The 18,275-nt window shown below is 64.9% G+C and carries 20 protein-coding genes; 6 read left to right on the plus strand and 14 right to left on the minus strand.

Annotated elements, in window-relative coordinates; translation table 11 throughout:
- Positions 1 to 71: 71 nt before the first annotated feature.
- From eutC to priA, 5 genes are read right to left on the minus strand one after another with little or no spacing between them, the layout of a single operon-like run.
- Entirely contained in the window at positions 72 to 827 is a 756-nt protein-coding gene (gene eutC, locus ABWK72_RS11470; RefSeq protein ID WP_367874927.1) for an ethanolamine ammonia-lyase subunit EutC, read from the minus strand.
- The gene (locus ABWK72_RS11475) at positions 824 to 2,212 is read right to left on the minus strand and encodes an ethanolamine ammonia-lyase subunit EutB (RefSeq protein ID WP_367874928.1); all 1,389 of its coding nucleotides are present in this window, start codon (positions 2,210 to 2,212) and stop codon (positions 824 to 826) included. The genes eutC and ABWK72_RS11475 overlap by 4 nt, the downstream gene beginning before the upstream one ends.
- 43 nt (positions 2,213 to 2,255) lie before the next feature.
- A complete protein-coding gene (locus tag ABWK72_RS11480) occupies positions 2,256 to 2,441 on the minus strand; it encodes a type II toxin-antitoxin system HicA family toxin (RefSeq protein ID WP_367874929.1) in 186 nt (61 codons plus the stop codon).
- Entirely contained in the window at positions 2,438 to 2,659 is a 222-nt protein-coding gene (locus tag ABWK72_RS11485) for a type II toxin-antitoxin system HicB family antitoxin (RefSeq protein WP_367874930.1), read from the minus strand. The genes ABWK72_RS11480 and ABWK72_RS11485 overlap by 4 nt, the downstream gene beginning before the upstream one ends.
- Before the next feature lie 57 nt (positions 2,660 to 2,716).
- Positions 2,717 to 4,948: a primosomal protein N' gene (priA, locus tag ABWK72_RS11490; RefSeq protein ID WP_367874931.1), complete on the minus strand. Its 2,232-nt coding sequence runs from the start codon at positions 4,946 to 4,948 to the stop codon at positions 2,717 to 2,719.
- Positions 4,949 to 4,964: 16 nt separating this feature from the next.
- Between priA and ABWK72_RS11495 the strand changes: the two genes are divergently transcribed.
- Positions 4,965 to 5,654 carry a YiiX/YebB-like N1pC/P60 family cysteine hydrolase gene (locus ABWK72_RS11495; protein ID WP_367874932.1) on the plus strand — a complete coding sequence of 230 codons (690 nt, stop codon included), beginning with the start codon at positions 4,965 to 4,967 and terminating at the stop codon, positions 5,652 to 5,654.
- A gap of 11 nt (positions 5,655 to 5,665) precedes the next feature.
- Here the strand turns inward: ABWK72_RS11495 and ABWK72_RS11500 are convergent, their stop codons facing one another.
- Positions 5,666 to 6,403 (minus strand): NlpC/P60 family protein, encoded by a 738-nt coding sequence (locus ABWK72_RS11500; protein ID WP_367874933.1) that lies wholly within the window; start codon positions 6,401 to 6,403, stop codon positions 5,666 to 5,668.
- A 316-nt stretch (positions 6,404 to 6,719) separates the two neighbouring features.
- On the opposite strand from ABWK72_RS11500, the gene ABWK72_RS11505 reads away from it, so the two are divergent.
- Positions 6,720 to 7,112 carry a GreA/GreB family elongation factor gene (locus ABWK72_RS11505; protein WP_367874934.1) on the plus strand — a complete coding sequence of 131 codons (393 nt, stop codon included), beginning with the start codon at positions 6,720 to 6,722 and terminating at the stop codon, positions 7,110 to 7,112.
- 6 nt (positions 7,113 to 7,118) lie between these two features.
- Here the strand turns inward: ABWK72_RS11505 and ABWK72_RS11510 are convergent, their stop codons facing one another.
- The 4 genes from ABWK72_RS11510 to ABWK72_RS11525 are packed head-to-tail and all read right to left on the minus strand — an operon-like array spanning position 7,119 to position 9,333.
- The gene (locus ABWK72_RS11510) at positions 7,119 to 7,832 is read right to left on the minus strand and encodes a DUF2459 domain-containing protein (protein WP_367874935.1); all 714 of its coding nucleotides are present in this window, start codon (positions 7,830 to 7,832) and stop codon (positions 7,119 to 7,121) included.
- Between the two features lie 33 nt (positions 7,833 to 7,865).
- Entirely contained in the window at positions 7,866 to 8,189 is a 324-nt protein-coding gene (locus ABWK72_RS11515; protein ID WP_367874936.1) for a pyrimidine/purine nucleoside phosphorylase, read from the minus strand.
- Positions 8,190 to 8,197: 8 nt separating this feature from the next.
- On the minus strand, positions 8,198 to 8,950 hold the full coding sequence (locus tag ABWK72_RS11520) for an FKBP-type peptidyl-prolyl cis-trans isomerase (RefSeq protein ID WP_367874937.1): 753 nt from the start codon (positions 8,948 to 8,950) through the stop codon (positions 8,198 to 8,200).
- Positions 8,951 to 8,985: 35 nt separating this feature from the next.
- Positions 8,986 to 9,333, minus strand: a complete 348-nt coding sequence (locus tag ABWK72_RS11525; RefSeq protein WP_367874938.1) for a DUF3817 domain-containing protein — start codon at positions 9,331 to 9,333, stop codon at positions 8,986 to 8,988.
- A gap of 75 nt (positions 9,334 to 9,408) precedes the next feature.
- On the opposite strand from ABWK72_RS11525, the gene ABWK72_RS11530 reads away from it, so the two are divergent.
- From ABWK72_RS11530 to hprK, 3 genes are all read left to right on the plus strand, one after another.
- Positions 9,409 to 9,771: a cupin domain-containing protein gene (locus tag ABWK72_RS11530; protein WP_367874939.1), complete on the plus strand. Its 363-nt coding sequence runs from the start codon at positions 9,409 to 9,411 to the stop codon at positions 9,769 to 9,771.
- Positions 9,772 to 10,073: 302 nt separating this feature from the next.
- Positions 10,074 to 11,294 (plus strand): OmpP1/FadL family transporter, encoded by a 1,221-nt coding sequence (locus ABWK72_RS11535; RefSeq protein WP_367874940.1) that lies wholly within the window; start codon positions 10,074 to 10,076, stop codon positions 11,292 to 11,294.
- A gap of 83 nt (positions 11,295 to 11,377) precedes the next feature.
- Entirely contained in the window at positions 11,378 to 12,331 is a 954-nt protein-coding gene (gene hprK / locus ABWK72_RS11540) for an HPr(Ser) kinase/phosphatase (RefSeq protein WP_367874941.1), read from the plus strand.
- Positions 12,332 to 12,429: 98 nt separating this feature from the next.
- Here hprK and ABWK72_RS11545 read toward each other — a convergent pair whose 3' ends face one another.
- On the minus strand, positions 12,430 to 12,696 hold the full coding sequence (locus ABWK72_RS11545) for an HPr family phosphocarrier protein (RefSeq protein WP_367874942.1): 267 nt from the start codon (positions 12,694 to 12,696) through the stop codon (positions 12,430 to 12,432).
- Positions 12,697 to 12,846: 150 nt separating this feature from the next.
- On the opposite strand from ABWK72_RS11545, the gene ptsP reads away from it, so the two are divergent.
- Positions 12,847 to 14,730, plus strand: coding sequence for a phosphoenolpyruvate--protein phosphotransferase (gene ptsP, locus ABWK72_RS11550; RefSeq protein ID WP_367874943.1), 1,884 nt, complete (start codon positions 12,847 to 12,849; stop codon positions 14,728 to 14,730).
- A gap of 88 nt (positions 14,731 to 14,818) precedes the next feature.
- On the opposite strand, the gene ABWK72_RS11555 is transcribed toward ptsP, so the two are convergent.
- The 3 genes from ABWK72_RS11555 to ABWK72_RS11565 form a co-directional block, all read right to left on the minus strand.
- Positions 14,819 to 16,270: an IS4 family transposase gene (locus ABWK72_RS11555; protein WP_367874944.1), complete on the minus strand. Its 1,452-nt coding sequence runs from the start codon at positions 16,268 to 16,270 to the stop codon at positions 14,819 to 14,821.
- A gap of 153 nt (positions 16,271 to 16,423) precedes the next feature.
- Positions 16,424 to 17,563 (minus strand): hypothetical protein, encoded by a 1,140-nt coding sequence (locus ABWK72_RS11560; protein WP_367874945.1) that lies wholly within the window; start codon positions 17,561 to 17,563, stop codon positions 16,424 to 16,426.
- A 225-nt stretch (positions 17,564 to 17,788) separates the two neighbouring features.
- Positions 17,789 to 18,157: a DUF2237 family protein gene (locus ABWK72_RS11565; protein WP_367874946.1), complete on the minus strand. Its 369-nt coding sequence runs from the start codon at positions 18,155 to 18,157 to the stop codon at positions 17,789 to 17,791.
- Between the last annotated feature and the right edge of the window lie 118 nt (positions 18,158 to 18,275).

An 18,275-nucleotide genomic window follows, 5' to 3' on the forward strand; every position in this document is an offset into this window, starting at 1 on the left:
GAAAGGCCGTCCGGATGCTCCGGGCGGCCTTTCCGCGTCCAGCCCCGGCGCGGCAGATCAAATCCGGCGGACTAGGACGACGGCAGCGAAATGCCGTCCTGCCCGGGGCTTTGATCCTTCAAGTCCACGCCGCTGAAACCGAGCCGGCGGGCCTCGTGTAGCAGCCAGGCAATCCGTAGCGCGGCAGCCCCCGGAGGCAGTCCCGCAGGCCGGATATTCGAAACGCAGTTCCGGTCGGCATCCGTGCAAGCGGGATGCGGCCCGTGAATCAGGTAAGCTCCGAGGCTGTCCGGTGAACCGAGTCCCGGCCTTTCCCCGAGCAAAATCAGCGCCGCGCGGGCACCGAGCACCGCGCCGATTTCATCCTGAAGGGCTACCCGCGCGAAAGGTGCGATGACCAGTGGCGCGAGCCGCCATCCTTCCAGCAGCGGCAGCAATGCCTGTAGCAGCGGCGGGCCCTGCACGTGGGCCGCATCCGCGGATAGCCCGTCGGAAAGGATGATGACCAGATCGTAGCCTTCCGGCACGACCGCCGTCGCGAGCGCTTCTCGCGCCCCTTCCGACAGACACCGGCCCAGATCCGGTCGCTGAAGATAGCTCGCCCGATCGGTGGCCCGGGAGGGTGCCAGCAGGAGGGGCAGGCCGCTCGCTTCGAGCTCCACCGCCAGCGCCGCGGGATCGAAGTCCCGGTGTACCGCATCCCGCGCCCGCGCATGCGAAAGCCGGAAATCCAGCAGGCTGCGGCAGGGCACCGAGCCGCCCGCCCGCCCGAGCGCGACCCGGGCGTCCGTCCATTGGCGCAGGGATGGCCCGAGTTCCTCGCTCATGGCATAAGACCGAGGGCGAGCGGTGCGTCCGCTAGCGCCGGTGGGTTGTCGCGCAAGTGGCCTTGGCTGTCGGCGATGCCCGCCTTCTCCAGCCATGCCTCGAACTCCGGCGCGGGGCGCTTGTTCAGCACTTGCCGCAGATAGTGCGCATCGTGAAACGAGGTCGATTGGTAGCCGAGCATGATGTCGTCCGCACCGGGCACGCCCATGATGTAATTGCAACCGGCCACGCCCAGCAGGGTGAGAAGGTTGTCCATGTCGTCCTGATCGGCTTCGGCATGGTTCGTGTAGCAGACATCGCAGCCCATCGGCAGGCCGAGCAGCTTGCCGCAGAAATGGTCTTCCAGCCCGGCGCGGATGATCTGCTTGCCATCGTAGAGGTATTCCGGGCCGATGAAGCCGACCACGGTATTCACCAGCAGCGGTGAGAACTCCCGCGCCACCGCGTAGGCACGCGCTTCCATGGTCTGCTGGTCGATCCCGTGATGGCCGTTCGCCGAGAGCGCGCTGCCTTGGCCGGTCTCGAAATACATGCCGTCGTTTCCAAGTGTGCCGCGGCCGAGGGACAGCGCCGCATCCCTGGCTTCGCCCAGCAGCGCCAGATTGATGCCGAAGCTCTTGTTCGCGGCCTGCGACCCGGCGATCGACTGGAACACCAGATCGACCGGCGCACCTTGCTCGATGGCCCGAAGTTGTGTGGTCACATGCGCCAGCACGCAGGACTGGGTCGGGATCTCGTAGCGTGAGATCAGGTCGTCCATCAGGTGCAGCAGCGCGCAGGTAGTGGAAACTTGATCGGTCGCGGGATTAATCCCGATCACCGCGTCCCCGCAGCCCATCAACAGGCCATCGAGCATTGATGCGGCGATACCGCGCATGTTGTCCGTCGGGTGATTCGGCTGCAGTCGCACGGACAAGCGGCCGCGCAGGCCGAGGGTATTGCGAAAGCGGCTCACCACTTCGCATTTCGAGGCGACCAAGATCAGATCCTGATTCGCCATGATCTTGCTGACCGCCGCCACCATCTCCGGCGTCAACCCGGGCGCGACGGCGGCGAGTGCTTTCGAGTCCGTCTCGTAGGCCAGCAGCCAATCGCGGAATTCTCCGACGGACATCGCGGAGACCGTGTGGAAGGCGTTGGCGTCGTGGCGATCGACGATCAGGCGGGTGACCTCGTTGTCCTCGTAGGGAATCAGCGGATCTTCAAGGAAGTGCGCCAAGGGCAGGTCCGCCAAGAGATACTGGGCCGCCACCCGCTCTTCCGCGGATTCCGCAGCCAAGCCCGCGAGAGCATCTCCGGAGCGATGCGGGGTCGCCTTGGCCAGCAGCGTGCGGAGATCGCGGAAGCTGTGGTGATGGCCGGCGAGGTGGATGCTCCAAGGCATAGCGTAGAGAAGCAATACACGCGCCCGGCGCTCCGGGAAGATCCTAAGGCTCGGGAATTTCCAAAGCCCGGCAGATCTTCTTGGCCAGCAGATCAGGAATCTCCGCGTGACGCGGCACCGGCTCACGTCTGCCAGTAGCCGGATTCCAAAAAATAGAGTGCGAACCGCCTTCCCGTTTCAAAGGACAGTCGTGCGATTCCAGATGGCGGATGAGCTCCTTCCGCTTCATCCAAGGGGGAGAGGAACCAGCTTTTCACCCTTCCCTAGACTCGCTTCCGCGTCCTGACGGCGGTCCTCAATAAGCAGCAAGATCGAATCCCGTAAAGATTCCAAGGCCTCCTCCTCGCTCAAACCCTGGCCATTTCCTTCGGGGAATTCCGGCGAAAATGCCAGGAACCAATCGCCATCTCGCAGGATGCGGGCGGTGAACTTGGCGGCTTTTTCCATGCTTTGATTCTGCATCCGCATCCCCCCACTTGCAAGGCCGATGCTGTGACCCCGGGTTCACGTGAAACTCCACGCATCCATATCGAACACCACGGTCACGTCCTCCGGCAGCGTGATCTTCCCCAGCACCCCTTGCACATGCCGGGTGAGCAGCCGCGCCTTCATGCAGCGCAGCATGAGTTGAAAGCGGAATTGCCCGTGCGACCGCACCAGCGGACTGGGTAGCGGCTCGCCGATCGAGATCCCGGGCGGGCAGTCTTCGCTGAGGCGCCGGTGCAGGGTTTGCAAGGTGAACTCCGCCCGCCGCTCGTGGGTCGAGCGCGCCGTCAGCATCGCGCAATGGGCGAAGGGCGGGAACTCGAACTGCCGGCGGAACTCCAACTCCTGCTCGGCGAAGCCATCGAAATCGTGATGACGCGCAAACTGGATCGACGGCGAGTGCGGCGTGAAGGTTTGCACGATCACCTCGCCTTCAAGTTCACCGCGCCCGGCCCGGCCCGCCACCTGCGTGATCAGTTGGAAAGTCCGCTCACCCGCGCGGAAATCCGGCACGTGCAGGCCGATGTCTGCATTGAGAATCCCCACCAGCGTGACGTTCGGGAAGTGCAAGCCCTTCGCGATCATCTGCGTGCCGACCAGCACGTCGATCTTGCGCGCTTGGAAGGCATTCAGCAGGTCGCGGAGCGCGTTCTTCTTGCGCATCGCGTCGGCATCGATGCGCGCGATCTTCGCGGCGGGCAGCACCTTGGCCAGCACCTCCTCCACCTTCTGCGTGCCGAAGCCCTGCAGGGCGATCGCCGGGTCGCGGCACTCGGGGCACTTCTTCGGCACGATCGCCTGATGCCCGCAGATATGGCACATCAGGCGCTCGTCCTCGCGGTGATAGGTCAGCGCCACCGAGCAATGCGGGCACATGCACACCTGTCCACAGGAGGGACATTGCAGCGAGCGAGCGAAGCCGCGGCGATTGAGGAAGAGGATCGATTGCTCGTTCTTCGCGATCCGCTGCTCCAATGCGACCCGCAGGCGGTCCGAGAGAATCGCCATGCCGCCCTTGTGCTTCTTCGCCTCCAGGCGCATGTCCAGCACCCGGATCAGGGGCAGCGATTGGCCATCAACCCGCTTCGGCAAACGGACGATCTTATACTTCCCTTCGAGGGTGTTTTGGAAGGACTCCAGCGAGGGTGTGGCAGAGCCGAGCACGATGGTGCAGCCCTCCAGATTGGCGCGCAGCACCGCCACATCGCGGCCATGGTAGCGCGGGATCTGGTCCTGCTTGTAAGAGTTCTCGTGCTCCTCATCGACCAGGATCAAGCCGAGGTCCGGCAGTGGAGCGAAAACCGCGGAGCGCGCACCGATCACGATCCGCGCCTTGCCCTTGCGGATGCGGTGCCACTCGTCGAAGCGCTCGCCCTGCGAGAGGTTCGAGTGCAGCACCGCCACCTGGTCCTGGATATCGGCGAAGCGCGAGCGGAAGCGGCGCACCGTCTGCGGCGTGAGCGAAATCTCCGGCACCAGCACCAGCACGGTCTTGCCGAGATCGAGCGTCCGCCGCGCTGCCTGCAGGTAGACCTCCGTCTTTCCCGAACCGGTCACGCCGTAGAGGAGAATCGGCGCGCGGGCTTCGGACGGCGGCGTGCGGAGCGATTCAAGCACCACTTCCAAAGCGGCGGCCTGTTCCTCGTTTAGAAGGAGGGGTGTATCGGGTAGGATTTCCTCGACGCCATCCGCCTCGGGATCGCGCCGGACCTCCTCCTCGATCATCACCACCAGCTCCTGCTTCACCAGCGACTTCACCGATGCGGAAGCGCCTTCGCCGAGATCGGCCAGGGGAATCCTGCGGTCCGCGGCATGGGCCAGCAGCGCGAGGATTGCGGCCTGCTTTGGTGCCCGCTTGGTGATCTTTGCCAGAACTTCCGGCGGGGGATCTTTTTCGAGCACCACCGTCTTGCGGATCTTGGCCGAATTTTCCTCGGTGCGCACGGCCTCCGGTAAAAGCGCGCGGATCACGCTTTCGATACTGCATCCGTAGTAGTCCGCGATCCAGCGGCCGGCTTCCAGCAGCGTCGGCGTGATCAGCGGCTCCGGGTCGCTGAGCGAATGCAGCGGGCGCAGCGCGAACCCGAGATCGGCCTGCGGCTCGACCAAGGCCAGCACTGTTCCCTGCGAGGTTTTGTTCCGCAGCGGAACGCGCACGCGGCATCCCGCCACGACCGGCAGACCCTCCGGGATGGCGTAGTCGAAGACGAGCTCGGAAGGGCCGTCGATGAGGACGCGCGCGGCAGGCACGCGGCCAGCGTTCACCATGCGACGCCCGCCGTCTACCCGCGATCTCGATTCGGACACCGGCCCTTCTTGCTCGCGGCAGGATTTCTGCCAGTATCCGGGAATGTTCCGCTGGCTCGTCCTGTTTTGCCTCGCCCTCCCCGCTTGCAGCGGCAGCAAAAACACCGCCTATCAGCCCTTGGAAGGCGACATCCTCTTCCAGTCCCTGCCGAACGATCCGGGCATGGATCTCGTGGACGCCATCGAGGGTTCCACCGAATCGCCCTACTCCCATTGCGGCATGGTTTTCCGTGAAGGAGACGACTGGAAGGTGATCGAGGCCATCGGCCCGGTGAAGGAGACCCCGCTCGACGATTACATCGGGCGCGGGCGCGGGCAGAAGTTTTGGGCCTACCGCTTCGACGAAGCCAAGCGCAAGCACATCCCCGCCGCGCTCGTGGCGATGAAGGAGGATCTCGGCAAGCCCTACGATCCCCGCTACCGCTTCGACAGCGAGGCCATCTATTGCTCGGAGTTGATCTTCCGCGGCTGGAAGTCCGCCACCGGCGAGGACCTCGGCAAGGTCGTAAAGCTGGGCGATCTCAAGTGGGAGCGCTACAAGCCGGTGATCGAGGCGATCGAGGGCAAAGGGAACCTCCCCCTCGACCGCGAGATGATCACGCCGCGGGATCTGGCGAAGGCGAAGGAACTCAAGCAGGTACATCCCTGAAAGCGACGCTCCTAACTATCCAGCACCGCCCAGCGGCAGATCGTCACCTCCGACGAGAGATAGCCGCTCAGCTCTGATCCGGCATGCGCCGTGAAAACCTTTCCGGTCCCCGGATCCGCCTGAATCCACTCTCCGGCGCCGAGGTAGATCATCACGTGGCGGCGATCCATGGTGACCGCCAGATCGCCGGGTTCGACCTGTCCGAGGTCGATCTTCCTCAGATCCCCTGAGATTCCCGTCGTATTGGTGAAGCCGCGGTTTTCCTCCGCCATCGCCTTCGCGCTGGTATCGAACCACCATTGCTCCATCCAGAGCCTTGCCGCCGTGCCGTTGCCTCGGGCTGCTTGGCCGGCCAGCGCGCTTCGCAGGCCCGCCCGGGGCAGGCCGGAGCAATCGATCCCGCGCTTGCTCTCGCCACCCCAGACGTAACGGGTGCCCTCAAAGGACCGCATCGATTCCAGATAGCGCTCCTGCAACTGCTGCCGGTCGAGTTCCCGCGCTGGCATCAAGAAGGGCAGTGCCAGCACCAACGGCGCAGCCAAGGCCGCAAACTTCCAGCCCCGGTGCTTCCACGCGATCGCCAGCAGTCCCGCCCAGAGCGCGAGTCCGGAAGTGATCAACCCGTAGCGCAGGATGCCATCGTGATAGGGCCGCCAGATCAGGAACGCGATGGCGAGACTGCTGTAGAGAATCAGGCGCGGGCCCATGCGGCGGATCATCCGCCGGTTCTGCCTCCGGAGTGCCTGCATGGGCAATGCCCGCCGGTGTTCGTCATGGCGAATTCACCGCCCCTTCACAGGTCACATTTGAAGTTGCGGAACCGCCAACGTGATCTATGGTGTAGGTCTCCATGCAAGCAGCACCCACCATGAAATCCGGCACCGGCCTCCGCCTCGCGGCGAGTCGTCTGCAGGGATGGTGCGGTCATCGCATGGCTGCCTTCCGGGCTTGAGCGGCCAGCCTCCTTGATCGGGATTCGTCCTGTGGCTGTCCGGTTTCCTTGCCTTCGTTGAAGCATTTCCGCCCGCGGCCTCTTTGCCGTCCGGGCACCTACCGTTTTATGTCATGAACTCACTTCGTCTATTGAACGACGCCGACCTGTCGCGTCTCGAAAACCTTCTTGAATCGTCCACGTCCCGCCTGACTCCGGAGCGCCGGGACGCCTTGCTCGGCTTCCTCGCCGAGACATCGTCCACCCGCGATCCCGGCGAACTGGAACGCCGGATTGCTCTCGGGGACCGGCTCACCTTGGTCGCGCCCCTCGACTCGAACGATTGGTACGAGCCGGAGATCGTCATGCCTGACGAGGTCGACCTCGATCAGGATCTGATCTCCGTCCTCACCCCCGTCGGGCTCGCCGTGCTCGGCTGCCGCATTGGCAACCGGGTCTCCTGGGAGACGCCGGCGGGCACGCGGCAGATGACCATTACCTCGGTGCGCAAGCATGCCCTGCCCTGACGCCTCTCAGGCGTCCCCGTCCCACATCTTCCGGAAGCCGTTCTTCTCGTTGGTGGCCTGTCTCACCAGGCCGCCCGCGGTGACGGCTCCGGGAGTCGTCACGGTGAACCCGCATTGCCCGAGCGCCTGCGCCGTCCACACGTTGCAGATACGGGGGAAATAGTAGGAGTAATTGTCCGGGCACTGGATCAGGAGACCCTTGCCCCAACTGGAGGGGCCTATCGTCAAGGGCTTGCCATCCGGGTCTTTGTCCGCGCAGGCATTCAGGAAGGCGGCCAGGGCGCGGCCCCGCGAGCGATCCACCTTCGCCACATAGCCGTCCTGGTGATGGCAGACGGCCTCCACTTTATAATCGATCGGGATGATTTCCATCACCGAGTCGGAAGGCGTGCAGAGCGCCTTGAAAACCTGCACCGGGGAAAGCCAGCGCTTCTGCGTGTAGGCGGTTTTTTCGCCCCAGCTCATCGTCACGTACTGCTCCTTGGCGATCTCCGGCGGCGGGACGTAGCCGTTCGCTTCCAGCCAGGGCAGGTCGAAGACCAGCCCGGTGTGCAAGTTGTCGGAGAGCAGGTAGACATCCACGCTGCCGCCCTCCGTCGCCACCGTCATGCTGCGGGTCGCCACCACCTTGGACGCCAGCGTTTCCGGCTCCGGCAGGTGCATCGTACAAGATGCCAGCAGGATGGCCGGCAGCAGGAGCAGGAATCGGAAGAAGGACATTGCGGGAGCTTGTAAGCTCGCCGGCAGCTTAATTCAAGGCGTGCCGAAGGAGCAGATGTATTCGCAGGGCGAATCCGTCACGCGGATCGTGAAGCCGCTGTTGCCAGCCACCAGGAAGGACGAGCCGGCTGCCACCGCGCGGGTGTCGGTAGTGCCGTCGATCACCACTTCGCAGGCACCCGTGGTGATTTCCATCACCTCCGGATCGCCGGTGCCGAAATGATACTCGCCGGGGAAGATCACGCCCAGCGACTTCTTCCGCCCATCGGCGAGAATCAGGCTGTGGGAGACCACCTTGCCATCGAAATAGACGTTGGCCTTGGTCGAGACGGAGACGTTGTCGAAGGAGTCGGGCATATTCAAAGTCAGAGAATGTCGATGAGTTCCACGTCGAAGACCAGCATCCCGGCGGGCGCGCCGGGTGGCGGATTCTTTCCGTAGGCCAGTTCGGCGGGGATCCAGAAGCGGCGCTTTTCGCCGCCCACCATGAGCTGCACGCCCTCGGTCCAGCCGGCGATCACCCCATTGAGCGGAAAGTCGATCGACTCGCCGCGGACCACGGAGCTATCGAAAAGCTCCCCATCGGTTGTCCAACCGGAATAGTGAACTTCCACGCGGTCGGTGGCCTTCGGATGACGGGAGCCATTGCCGGCAGCGAGTACCTTCGAGGCGAGGCCGCTGGCGGTCGTGACGGCATCGGCCGGCGGGGCGGCGACATCCTCCGGCACCGGCGGCGGCTCGGGGGCCTTCTTGATCTCGAAAAGCTCCACGTCGAAAACCAGCATGCCCTTGGGCGCGCCGGCGCGCGGATTCTCGCCATAGGCAAGGTTTCCGGGGATCCAGAAGCGGCGCTTCTCGCCCGTCACCATCAGTTGCAGGCCTTCGGTCCAGCCCTTGATGACCTGATCGAGACCGAAGGAGATCGTCTTGCCGCGGTCCACCGAGCTGTCGAACTGGCGGCCATCGGTCGTCCAGCCGGAGTAGTGGACCGTCACCGTATCGGCCGGGCCCGGCTTGTCCGCGCCGTCTCCGGCTTGGATGACTTTCGAGGCCAGACCCGTAGGGCTGGTCACGGCATCGGCGGGCGGGGCTTTTACATCGGCGGGAGCGGCTGGCATGGCGGGGAGGAGCCTTGGCGCGCGGCGCGCCGCTGTCAATCCGCCGAATCCCCGGGCTGCGAACCCGTGCTTTCTGCAAGGCGGCGGTCGATGATGAAGGGCCCGAAGGGCAAGAGCGAGGCGAGGAAGGCAAGGCCCGCATTCTTCCCGCTCAGCGCCCGGTTCCCCCACGCTTGGAAGATGGTCAGCAGGAACAGGAGAAAGAGGACGCCATGGATCATTCCGACCACGCGCACGCCCATCGCGCCCGCCGCTTGGAGGTCCGGCATGCTTTCCCAGCGCTTCAGCGGCATGAAGATGATCAGAATCAGGAAGGACACGCCTTCCACCATGCCCATCGCGCGGACGCGACCGACCGGATCGCGGAGATCGGGAGTAGCCATAAGTGCGCCGAAAGGAGCATTCCCGCCGCGGATGTCAATATTGCCTCCCGGGAGGCCTTGCGAAAGAATACCGCCATGCCCCGCCTGATCCCCTCCCCTTCCATCATCGAAGCCGCCGGCCAACCGCCCAAGAAGATCGAGGAATTCATCGGTCGCGTGAATTCCGGCGATTCGGCGCTGAGCGTCGCCCGCATGACCAGCCCTGCCGGTTGGCTGGAGCCGGCGCAGACGCCCGAATTCGACGAATACACGGTGGTCCTGCGCGGCTGCCTGCATGTGGAATCGCGAGCGGGCACGATTGAAGTGCGGGCCGGACAAGCAATCATTTCTTCCGCCGGCGAGTGGATTCGTTACAGCACGCCGGAGGAGGGTGGGGCGGAATACATCGCCGTGTGTCTTCCTGCCTTCGCGCCGGACACGGTGCACCGGGACGGGTGATTCGGGCGTTGAGCCGCGCAGCGGCCTTGGAGTGCGGAGACTTGTCACCGCCTTTCTATCCGCAGGCTTGCCGAGGACGAAGCACGGGCGATCCGCTCTTGGCCTGAGGTTGGGGCAGCACACCCGGTGCTTCGAACGTTCGACAAGTCTCGCTAAGAAAGGCGGTGACAAGTCTCAGCACTCCAGGGCGGCGGAGCCGCGAAGAGCCATCCATCCCAAAATCAGACACCACTTCATTGTGGTCTTTTCCCGCATGGCCTGTTAAGGAGCAAAGACTCGCGCAATCGCCCCTCCTCCTCCCCATGATCGCCCGCAGCGCCTTCCTCCTCCTCGCCGCCATCCAATCGTCCACCGCCGCCGGCTTCCAACTCCACGAGCGCTCCGCCTCCGGACTCGGCCGCGCGTTCTCCGGAGAGGCCGCGTTCGCCGACGACGCCTCGGTCATCGCCTCAAACCCCGCCGCGATGACCCTGCTACAGGACGAGTGGTCCTTCGCCATCGGCGCGAGCGCGATCTTCCCCGAGGTGGAAGTCTCCGGCAGCTTCGCCCCGCCCGCTCCGGCACCGGCCGGTACCCGCGTCCCGGCCCATGGCGGGAATGTCGCCGGCGACGCCTACATCCCCTACTTCTACCTGACGAAGCGCCTCAACGACCACCTCGTGCTCGGCTTCGGCAGCTACACCACCTTCGGCCTCCAGACAAACTATCCGACCGGTTTCAGCGCCAGCAGCCTGGCCGATCACAGCCAGCTCATTTCCTTCAATCTCAATCCTTCGCTGGCTTGGCAAATCAGCGAGCAATGGTCGCTCGGAATCGGCTTCGATGCCCTCTACGCCGATGGAAGGCTCACCGCGAGCCTCCCCTCCACCTTGCCGCTCCTGGATCTCGCCGGGAATGACTGGGGCTACGGCTTCAATGCTGGCGTCCTCTTCAGGCCCACCGAGCACACCCGCTTCGGCCTGCACTACCGCTCCGCCATCGATCTGGAACTCGAAGGCCGCGCCGTCTCGGTCATTCCCGCCTTCAATGGCCCGACCGCGCTGGCGGTCGAATTGCCCGACAGCGTGGAATTCAGCGCCGTCCACGACATGGGAAATTGGTCGATCCACGGCGACGTGATGTGGACGAACTGGAGCAAATTCAAGGAGCTCGCCCCCTTCATCATCGGCGCACCGGCCCAACCGCCCGCCACCCCGGAGAATTGGGATGACTCCTGGCGCTTCGCCCTTGGCACCACCTGGCGGGCTACCGAGACTTGGACCTTCCGGGCCGGCCTCGCCTACGACCTCAGCCCGGTCCCGGAGGCCAATCTCACCCTGCGCATCCCCGATGCCGACCGACTCTGGCTGACCGTCGGCTTCTCCTGGGCATTCACGCCCTGCTGGACCCTCGATGCCGGCTACGCCCACATCTTCGCCGACGATGTCTTGATCCGCGAAGGCTCCGCCGCCATCGGCACCTTCCGCGGCGAGGCCACAGGTTCCGGCGATGTCGTCTCCTTGGGCCTGTCAGCACGGTTTTGATCGGAGCTTCAAAGGCCTTTGCATCGGACGAACACCTTTTGCCATCGCCATGGGCACCAAGGATTTGCTAGATTCCCCGGCGGATGACACCCCGCGTTAAGCAAACGGCCTCGATCACGATTGGAGAATTTTTCGAGCGCCATGCCACCGCGCTGTCGATGACCCTGCTCAGCGAGAAGCACGGCTTCGAGCGGCCCATCAGCGAGCCCGCGCCGAACCGTCCCGGCCTAGCCCTTGCGGGGTTCTTCAGCTACTTCGCCAAGAAGCGCATCCAGGTGCTGGGCAATTCCGAGATCTCCTATCTCAAGAAGCTCACCCCGCAGATGAGCAGCGAGCGCTTCCGCCGCATGTGCGAGCGCGATATTCCCGGGATCGTTGTTTCCCGCGGTGCGGCGCTTTCCAAGGAGCACATGGACATCGCCGCGGAGCACCGCATCCCGGTCTTCGGCACCACGCTGGTGACCATGAAATTCCTGAATGCCGCGACCCTGCGGCTGGAAAATGAATTCGCGCCGAACGTCACCATGCACGGCTGCATGGTCGATATTCGCGGGATCGGCGTGCTGATCATCGGGAAAAGCGGCGCGGGCAAGAGCGAGACTGCCATCGGCCTGATCGAAAGAGGTGGCGCGCTGGTGGCCGATGACATGGTCCGCATCAAGCTGGCCAATGGCGAGCTCACCGCCTCCGCTCCCGCCCTCTCCCGCGGCTACCTTGAAATCCGCGGCATCGGCATCGTCAACGTCGCCAACCTCTACGGCCTGGCCTCGATCCGCCCGGAAAAGCGCCTCGATCTGGTCGTGACCTTGATCGCCTACGCAGACCAGAACGAGATCGACCGCCTCGGCCTGCAGCCGAAGTCCTACGAAATCCTCGGCCAGCAGGTCCCGCACGTCGAAGTCCCCGTCGCCCCCGGCCGCGATACCGCCCGGATGGTTGCCATCGCCGCTCTCGACCAGCAGCTCCGCCGCCTCGGCTACAACATGGCGGACGAGTTCAACCAGCGGCTTCTGCGCCACATGGCGGGGGAGGCCTGAGGGCCAATGCCGAATGTCGAATGTCGAATTTCCGAATGACGAACTAGATCCCGAATCTCCCCGAACACTTCATTAGGCATTCGGGAATTCGGAATTCGTCATTCTTCTTCAAACTTCCGCCCGATCAGGTCCGCCAGCGCCTCAAGCGCCGCATCCGCATCGGTTCCCTCCGCGGCCACGCTGATCACGGAGCCGTGGCCGGCGGCCAGCATCATGAGGCCCATGATGCTTTTGCCGTCCACTTCCTCGCCATCCTTCTCGACGCGCACTTCGGATGAGAAGCGGCTAGCCGTCTTCACGAATTGAGCGGCGGGCCGGGCATGGATGCCGAGTTTGTTCTGAATGGTGAATTCGCGTTGCGCCATCGGCATGTTTGGTCGGGACGGGCCGCAGCCTAGGAGCATGTTCCCTCCGGTTCCAAGTGGTTTTTTTAGCCCCGCGAAATGCGTGGTGCACGGGCGCTCCAATTTTTGTTCTTTGAAGCGCTGCCGCTCCCCCGCAGCATGCCTTCAGGGATGTCCAACGCCGCGCCGCAGGAAACCGTGCTCCAAGGGACTCCGGTCTCGCCTGGGATCGGCATCGCCCCCGTGCACGTCGTTGCCCGGGGCTTTTCCGCTCCGGAGGTCTATCACATCACGGAAAGCGAGATTCCCGTCGAACAGGAGCGCTTCCGCGTCGCCCTGGAGGAGACCAAGATCCAGATCGACGAGTTGCGGCAGAAGATCAACGCCTACTCCGGCGAAGAGCAGGCCCGCATTTTCGAGGCCCACCTGATGGTGCTGGAGGACCGGACCATGCTCGACCGCGTGGCCGACGCGATCGCCACCCGCCGCCAGAATGCGGAATTCGCCTTCTACGCGGTGATGCAGCACTTCCTGGAGGCCATGCGCCGCGTGCCGGATCCCTACCTGCGCGAGCGCACCGTGGATCTGGAAGACGTCTGCCAGCGCGTGCTGCGGAATTTCCGGGCCGACGAGGTTCCGCGCCACACCGCGCCGGAAGAACAGCACATCCTCGTCGCCTACGACCTCACACCATCGGACACGGCGGGTCTGGACCGCCGCCATGTCGTCGGTTTCGCCACCGAACTGGGCAGCGTGAATTCCCACTCCGGGATTCTCGCCCGCTCGCTCGGCCTGCCCGCGATCGTGGGCATCGAGGACGCGGTGCTCGACATCCGCACCCTCACCCCGGCAATCCTTGACGGCTACTCCGGCCGCCTGATTCTCAATCCCTCGGAAGACACCCTGCGTCGCTACCGGGAGCTCCAGGAGCGCAAGGAGAAGGTCCGCATCGATCTCGAATCCCAGCGCGACGCCGCCACCGCCACCAGCGACGGCCGGACGATCACCCTGTCCTCGAACATCGAGTTCATCGATGAGCTCGACATGGTGGTGAACAGCGGCGCCAAGGGCGTCGGCCTCTACCGCACCGAATTCCTCCTCCTCGATGGCGAGGAAATGCCCGACGAGCACGAGCAGGCGGTCGCCTACAAGAAGCTCGCCATCGCGCTCGCGCCGCACCCGGTCATCATCCGCACGCTGGATGCCGGCGGCGACAAGCTGCCGGTCGAGCCGCTCACCGAGCCGGAGCCGAATCCTTTCCTCGGCTGGCGCGGCATCCGCGTTTCCTTGGACCGCCCCGGAATGTTCCGCGAGCAGCTCCGCGCGATCCTCCGCGCCAGCGCCCACGGCAAGCTGGCCGTCATGTTCCCCCTCGTCTCCGGCCTCGGCGAAGTCCGGCGCGCGAAGGACCACCTGAAGGCCTGCATGGACGAGCTCGCCAAGCAGGGCGTGCCCTTCGACGAAAAGCTCGAAACCGGCGTCATGATCGAGGTGCCCAGCGCCGCCGTCATCGCCGACCTCATCGCCCCCGAGGTCGATTTCTTCTCCATCGGCACGAACGATCTCATCCAGTACACCGTCGCGGTGGACCGGGTGAACCACCACGTCGCCGACCTCTACCGTCCGACCCACCCCGCCGTCGTCCGCCTGATCAAGCAGACCGTCGATGCCGCCGCGAATGCCGGCATCTGGACCGGCGTCTGCGGTGAAATGGCCGGCGATATCCGTCTCACCCCGCTGCTGTTAGGCCTTGGCGTTGAAGAACTCTCCGTCGGTCCCCTGCAAGTCCCCAGCGTCCGCCGCGCCATCCGCGCCCTCAGCCACGCCGAGTGCTCCGCCATGGCCGCCGAAGCCCTCAAGACCGGCATCAGCCAGGAAATCCTGGATGCCACCATGGGCATGGCGAAGCAGGTACTATCCGGAGCTGATGGATTGAAAAGGTGGTCCGCACAACCGGAGGCGCAGCCGGAGATAGCCCCGCACTTTGATTTCAGATCCGGGGCAATCCTCTGTGCGGCCGAACGGACCCTAATAGCCCGCCCCAAGGGTAGGTAGTCCCGCCTTCAGGCGGACGAAGCCACCAACCCGGCCCGCCACTTCTTGCGGCGCAGCCGCCGTAGAGTGCGGCGACATGTCCTGCCCGTTACCCACAACTTTTCATTTTAAAGACTCGCCACGCCTGCGCGAGGGTCCGCAGCTTTGCGAGGCCCCGCCACAGCACTTCGGGGCCGGGTTCCCCGTCGCTCTTCCTGCCAAGGAATCCGCCCAGCCTCGCGATCATCCGCACCGCTTCGCCGGTCGCCGGCGGCCGTTCCGGCGGCGGCCCGCCGCCCGCCGCGTGCACCGGGAGCACCTCCCATTCGTCGCGCTCCAGCCAGCCTTCCACCGGGAGCCCCGGGCTGATCCGCGCCTGCCAAACCAGGGACAGCAGGTGCACCGCTACGACCATGTCCAGCGCGATGAAGGCCTTGAGCTTCTCCGCCGCGCGCACCTGCCGGCTTTCCACCCGGCAGCCGGTCTTGAGCACGCGGTGGAAGTCCTCGATCCGCCAGCGCAGGGCATACCAGCCGACCAGCCGCGCGGCGTCGCCGGCGTCCGCGACGGGTTCGGTCGTCAGCAACTGCCAGCACACCGGCTCCACGCCCGGCGGCGGGTCGATCTCCCGGACTTCCAGCGCCCACAGTTCCAAGCTTTCCGACAGCCCGAGGTATTTCTTCTTGTGGGCGGGCACCGCCAGACGGACCCGCCCGGCCCGCACCGCGAGGGTGGCCTTGCGCGCCTTGAGCCCTTGCTTTCCCCGCGGCAGGTCGACCACGAGGGTGGCCGTCACCGGCAGCGCGGCGGGGGTCTGCCACAACGGCGTGCCGCCGTCCTCAAGCTTGCGGTCGTGCTGGCTGCGCACCAGCAATCCGGCTCCGCCGCCGCGTTGCGCGCGGGTTTGCCGGCAGGCGGCGAGCAGTTCGTAGATGTCGGCCTCGCGGTCGGCGACCGACAGCACCGCGCGCGTGCCGCCGAGGTCTTCCCACAGCCGCTGCGCCTCGTGCCAGCCGCCGACCCAGCGGTGGCTTTCCTTTTCTTCCAAGGGCTGGCGGTTGCGCTTGCCGGCGGGCTCGCCGGCACCGCGGGGTTGCCGGGCGTAGACAAGGGCCGAGGCGAGGCCGTGGACCGCGCCGTCCGTGCCGACCACGAGCTGGCCGTGGACGAAAAGGCCGGGGGAGCGATCCTTGCCATGGCCGGCGGTGGGGCCCAGGCCTTCCTTGCTACGATGGTTGTCGTAATTGAGCGCGGTGGTGTCCTGCAAGACCAGCAGCGCGGTTCCCTCGTCCCCAGCCCGCAGCCGGTCCAGCATCGCGGCGCGGTGGGCGGCGAGGATCGCCCCGCTGTTGACCTCGGGCTGGTCGAAGAGCCGGTAGCAGGCCTTGGTGCCGGACCAGTCGCCGCAAGCGGCGGGAACCGGGGCGGTGGGATTTCGTGCGAAGTCGGAGGCCACACGCACAAAGCGTCGGCTGCGGCGAGGGTCGCCGCAATCCAAGGTTGCAAATTCGGTTCCAGCCCAGGAGAGGGCGGCTTGCGGGTCGGGAGGATTGAGGTCCATCCGCGAAGCTGATGTAAACAGTCGTTTAGTACCAGCGCGATTTAAGTACGACCTCGAAAAGTTGTGGGTAACGGGCAGGACTTGTCTCCGCACTCCAGGGCCGCTGCGCGGCTTCCTCCAAGCGAGAACGTCTCCGCGAATTCTCTTCCAAGCTCACCTCACCATCGGATTCCGCGGAACCTGCCGATCCCGCTTCGGCAGAGGCACCGGCTCCGGCTTAGGCTGCTGCGCCTGCTTCTCCGCCAGCTGCGCTTCGAAATTCTCCACCAAGGTGGTGAGCCGCTTCAGATCCGTCACGATCAGATCCACCTCTTCCCCCTCGCCTGCCTCAGGAACCAAGGCCTCGTAGCCCTTCTGCACCTTCACGAGTTGCGGCAGCGTCGTCGCCGCCATCTCGTCCGCCAGAAGCTGCCGGTGCCGCTTGTAGGCCTTCGATTCGCCCGCCACTTCGGAGATGACTTCCAGCTCGCCGATCCGCGTCTTGATCTTCTCAAGCCAGACTTGTCCTGGCTCATTCACATAGGGCCTCTCGCGGAATTCCAGCAGCGCCCGCCACTCCTGCCGCGGGGCCAGCTTCCCGATCTTCGCATACTCCGCCTCCATCGCCGCGGCATCGGGAGTTCCGCCCTTCCGCAGCGCGAACCACTCCTTCAATCCCGGCGAGCCTTCCTTCGGGAACTCGTGGCCGAGGCCGTCCCAAGTCTCCATCCGCACTGTCGCCCCGAGCCTCCCGTAGTAAAGCTTCGCCTTCAGGCTGAAGGGATAGTTCCCGTCCTTCCGGCCCACCCCGAGGAAGAGCGGAGTCTCCGCCTTCAGCGGCCCGAGCTTCGGCTCGACCTCGATCATGTGGCCCGCGCCCAGGATCGCCGCGCCCGCCAGCGAACGGTCGGCTTGGAAAAACATGCTCGTCACCCAGCCGCCCATGCTGAAGCCCGAAACATAGACGCGCTTTGGATCGAGCCCCTTGGTCTTCGCCAATTGGTCCCGCACCTGATGCATCACCGCGATCTCCTTCGCGAGATTCTCGGGTGAATACTTGAAAGCCCCGGGCTGCGTGTAGGCCATCCCCACCACGATCCAATCCTTCGCCCCCGTCTGCTCGCGGATCATCTTGGTCGTCGGGTGACCGCCCATGCCGTGGTAGAAGAACACCGCGGGCCACGACTTCGCCGGATCATGATTCGACGGCAGCGACAGCTCCACCGGCAGCGGCAGGCCATCGACCTTCAATGGCTCCGCAGCGGCCGAGGCCCACAGCCATGCCAGCGCCACGATGATCAAACGGACAGTCATCGGAGGGATACTGCGATCACCGCCGGTATCCTGCGAGCGGATTCAAAAGGTGGTCCGCACAACCGGAGGCGCAGCCGGAGATAGCCCCGCACTTTGATTTCAGATCCGGGGCAATCCTCTGTGCGGTCGAAGCAGTTCTTGCGGCGGCATCCACCCGAGGGCCCCTAGGGTGAAGCTCGCGACAAGGGTGGCTTCGACCGCACGGAGGACTGTGCGGACCACCTTTTACCGCTGCGCATGCGCCCGCAAGTCCTCCAGATCCAGAAACTCCAGTGCCGACTCGTGCGTCGCCTCCAGCGCCACCGGCGGCGCCTGCCCGGCGTCCAGCGCCTCCTTCCAGCGCGTCGCACAGAGGCACCAGCGATCGCCCGGCTTCAGCCCGGGAAAATCAAACTCCGGACGCGGCGTGGACAGGTCGTTTCCCCGCGCCTTCGAGTAAGCCAGGAACTCCTCCGTCATCTGCGCGCAGACGACATGCACGCCCACATCCCCGCGACCGGTCCGGCAACAGCCATCGCGGAAGAAACCGGTCATCGGTTGGGTCGAGCAGGATTCGAGAATCCCACCCAGCACGTTTCTTCGCTCTACGGCCATTGGCGCTACCCTACCCTCAACTCCCGATTCGTCCAATCCGCGCTTGGTGACAAGTGCCACCGTCCCAAAAAAACAGGCCCCATGGCATCCATGGGACCTGCTTCGTAAAAGAAGTTCT

The organism is Luteolibacter sp. Populi, assembly GCF_040801775.1.
Lineage (GTDB): Bacteria > Verrucomicrobiota > Verrucomicrobiia > Verrucomicrobiales > Akkermansiaceae > Haloferula.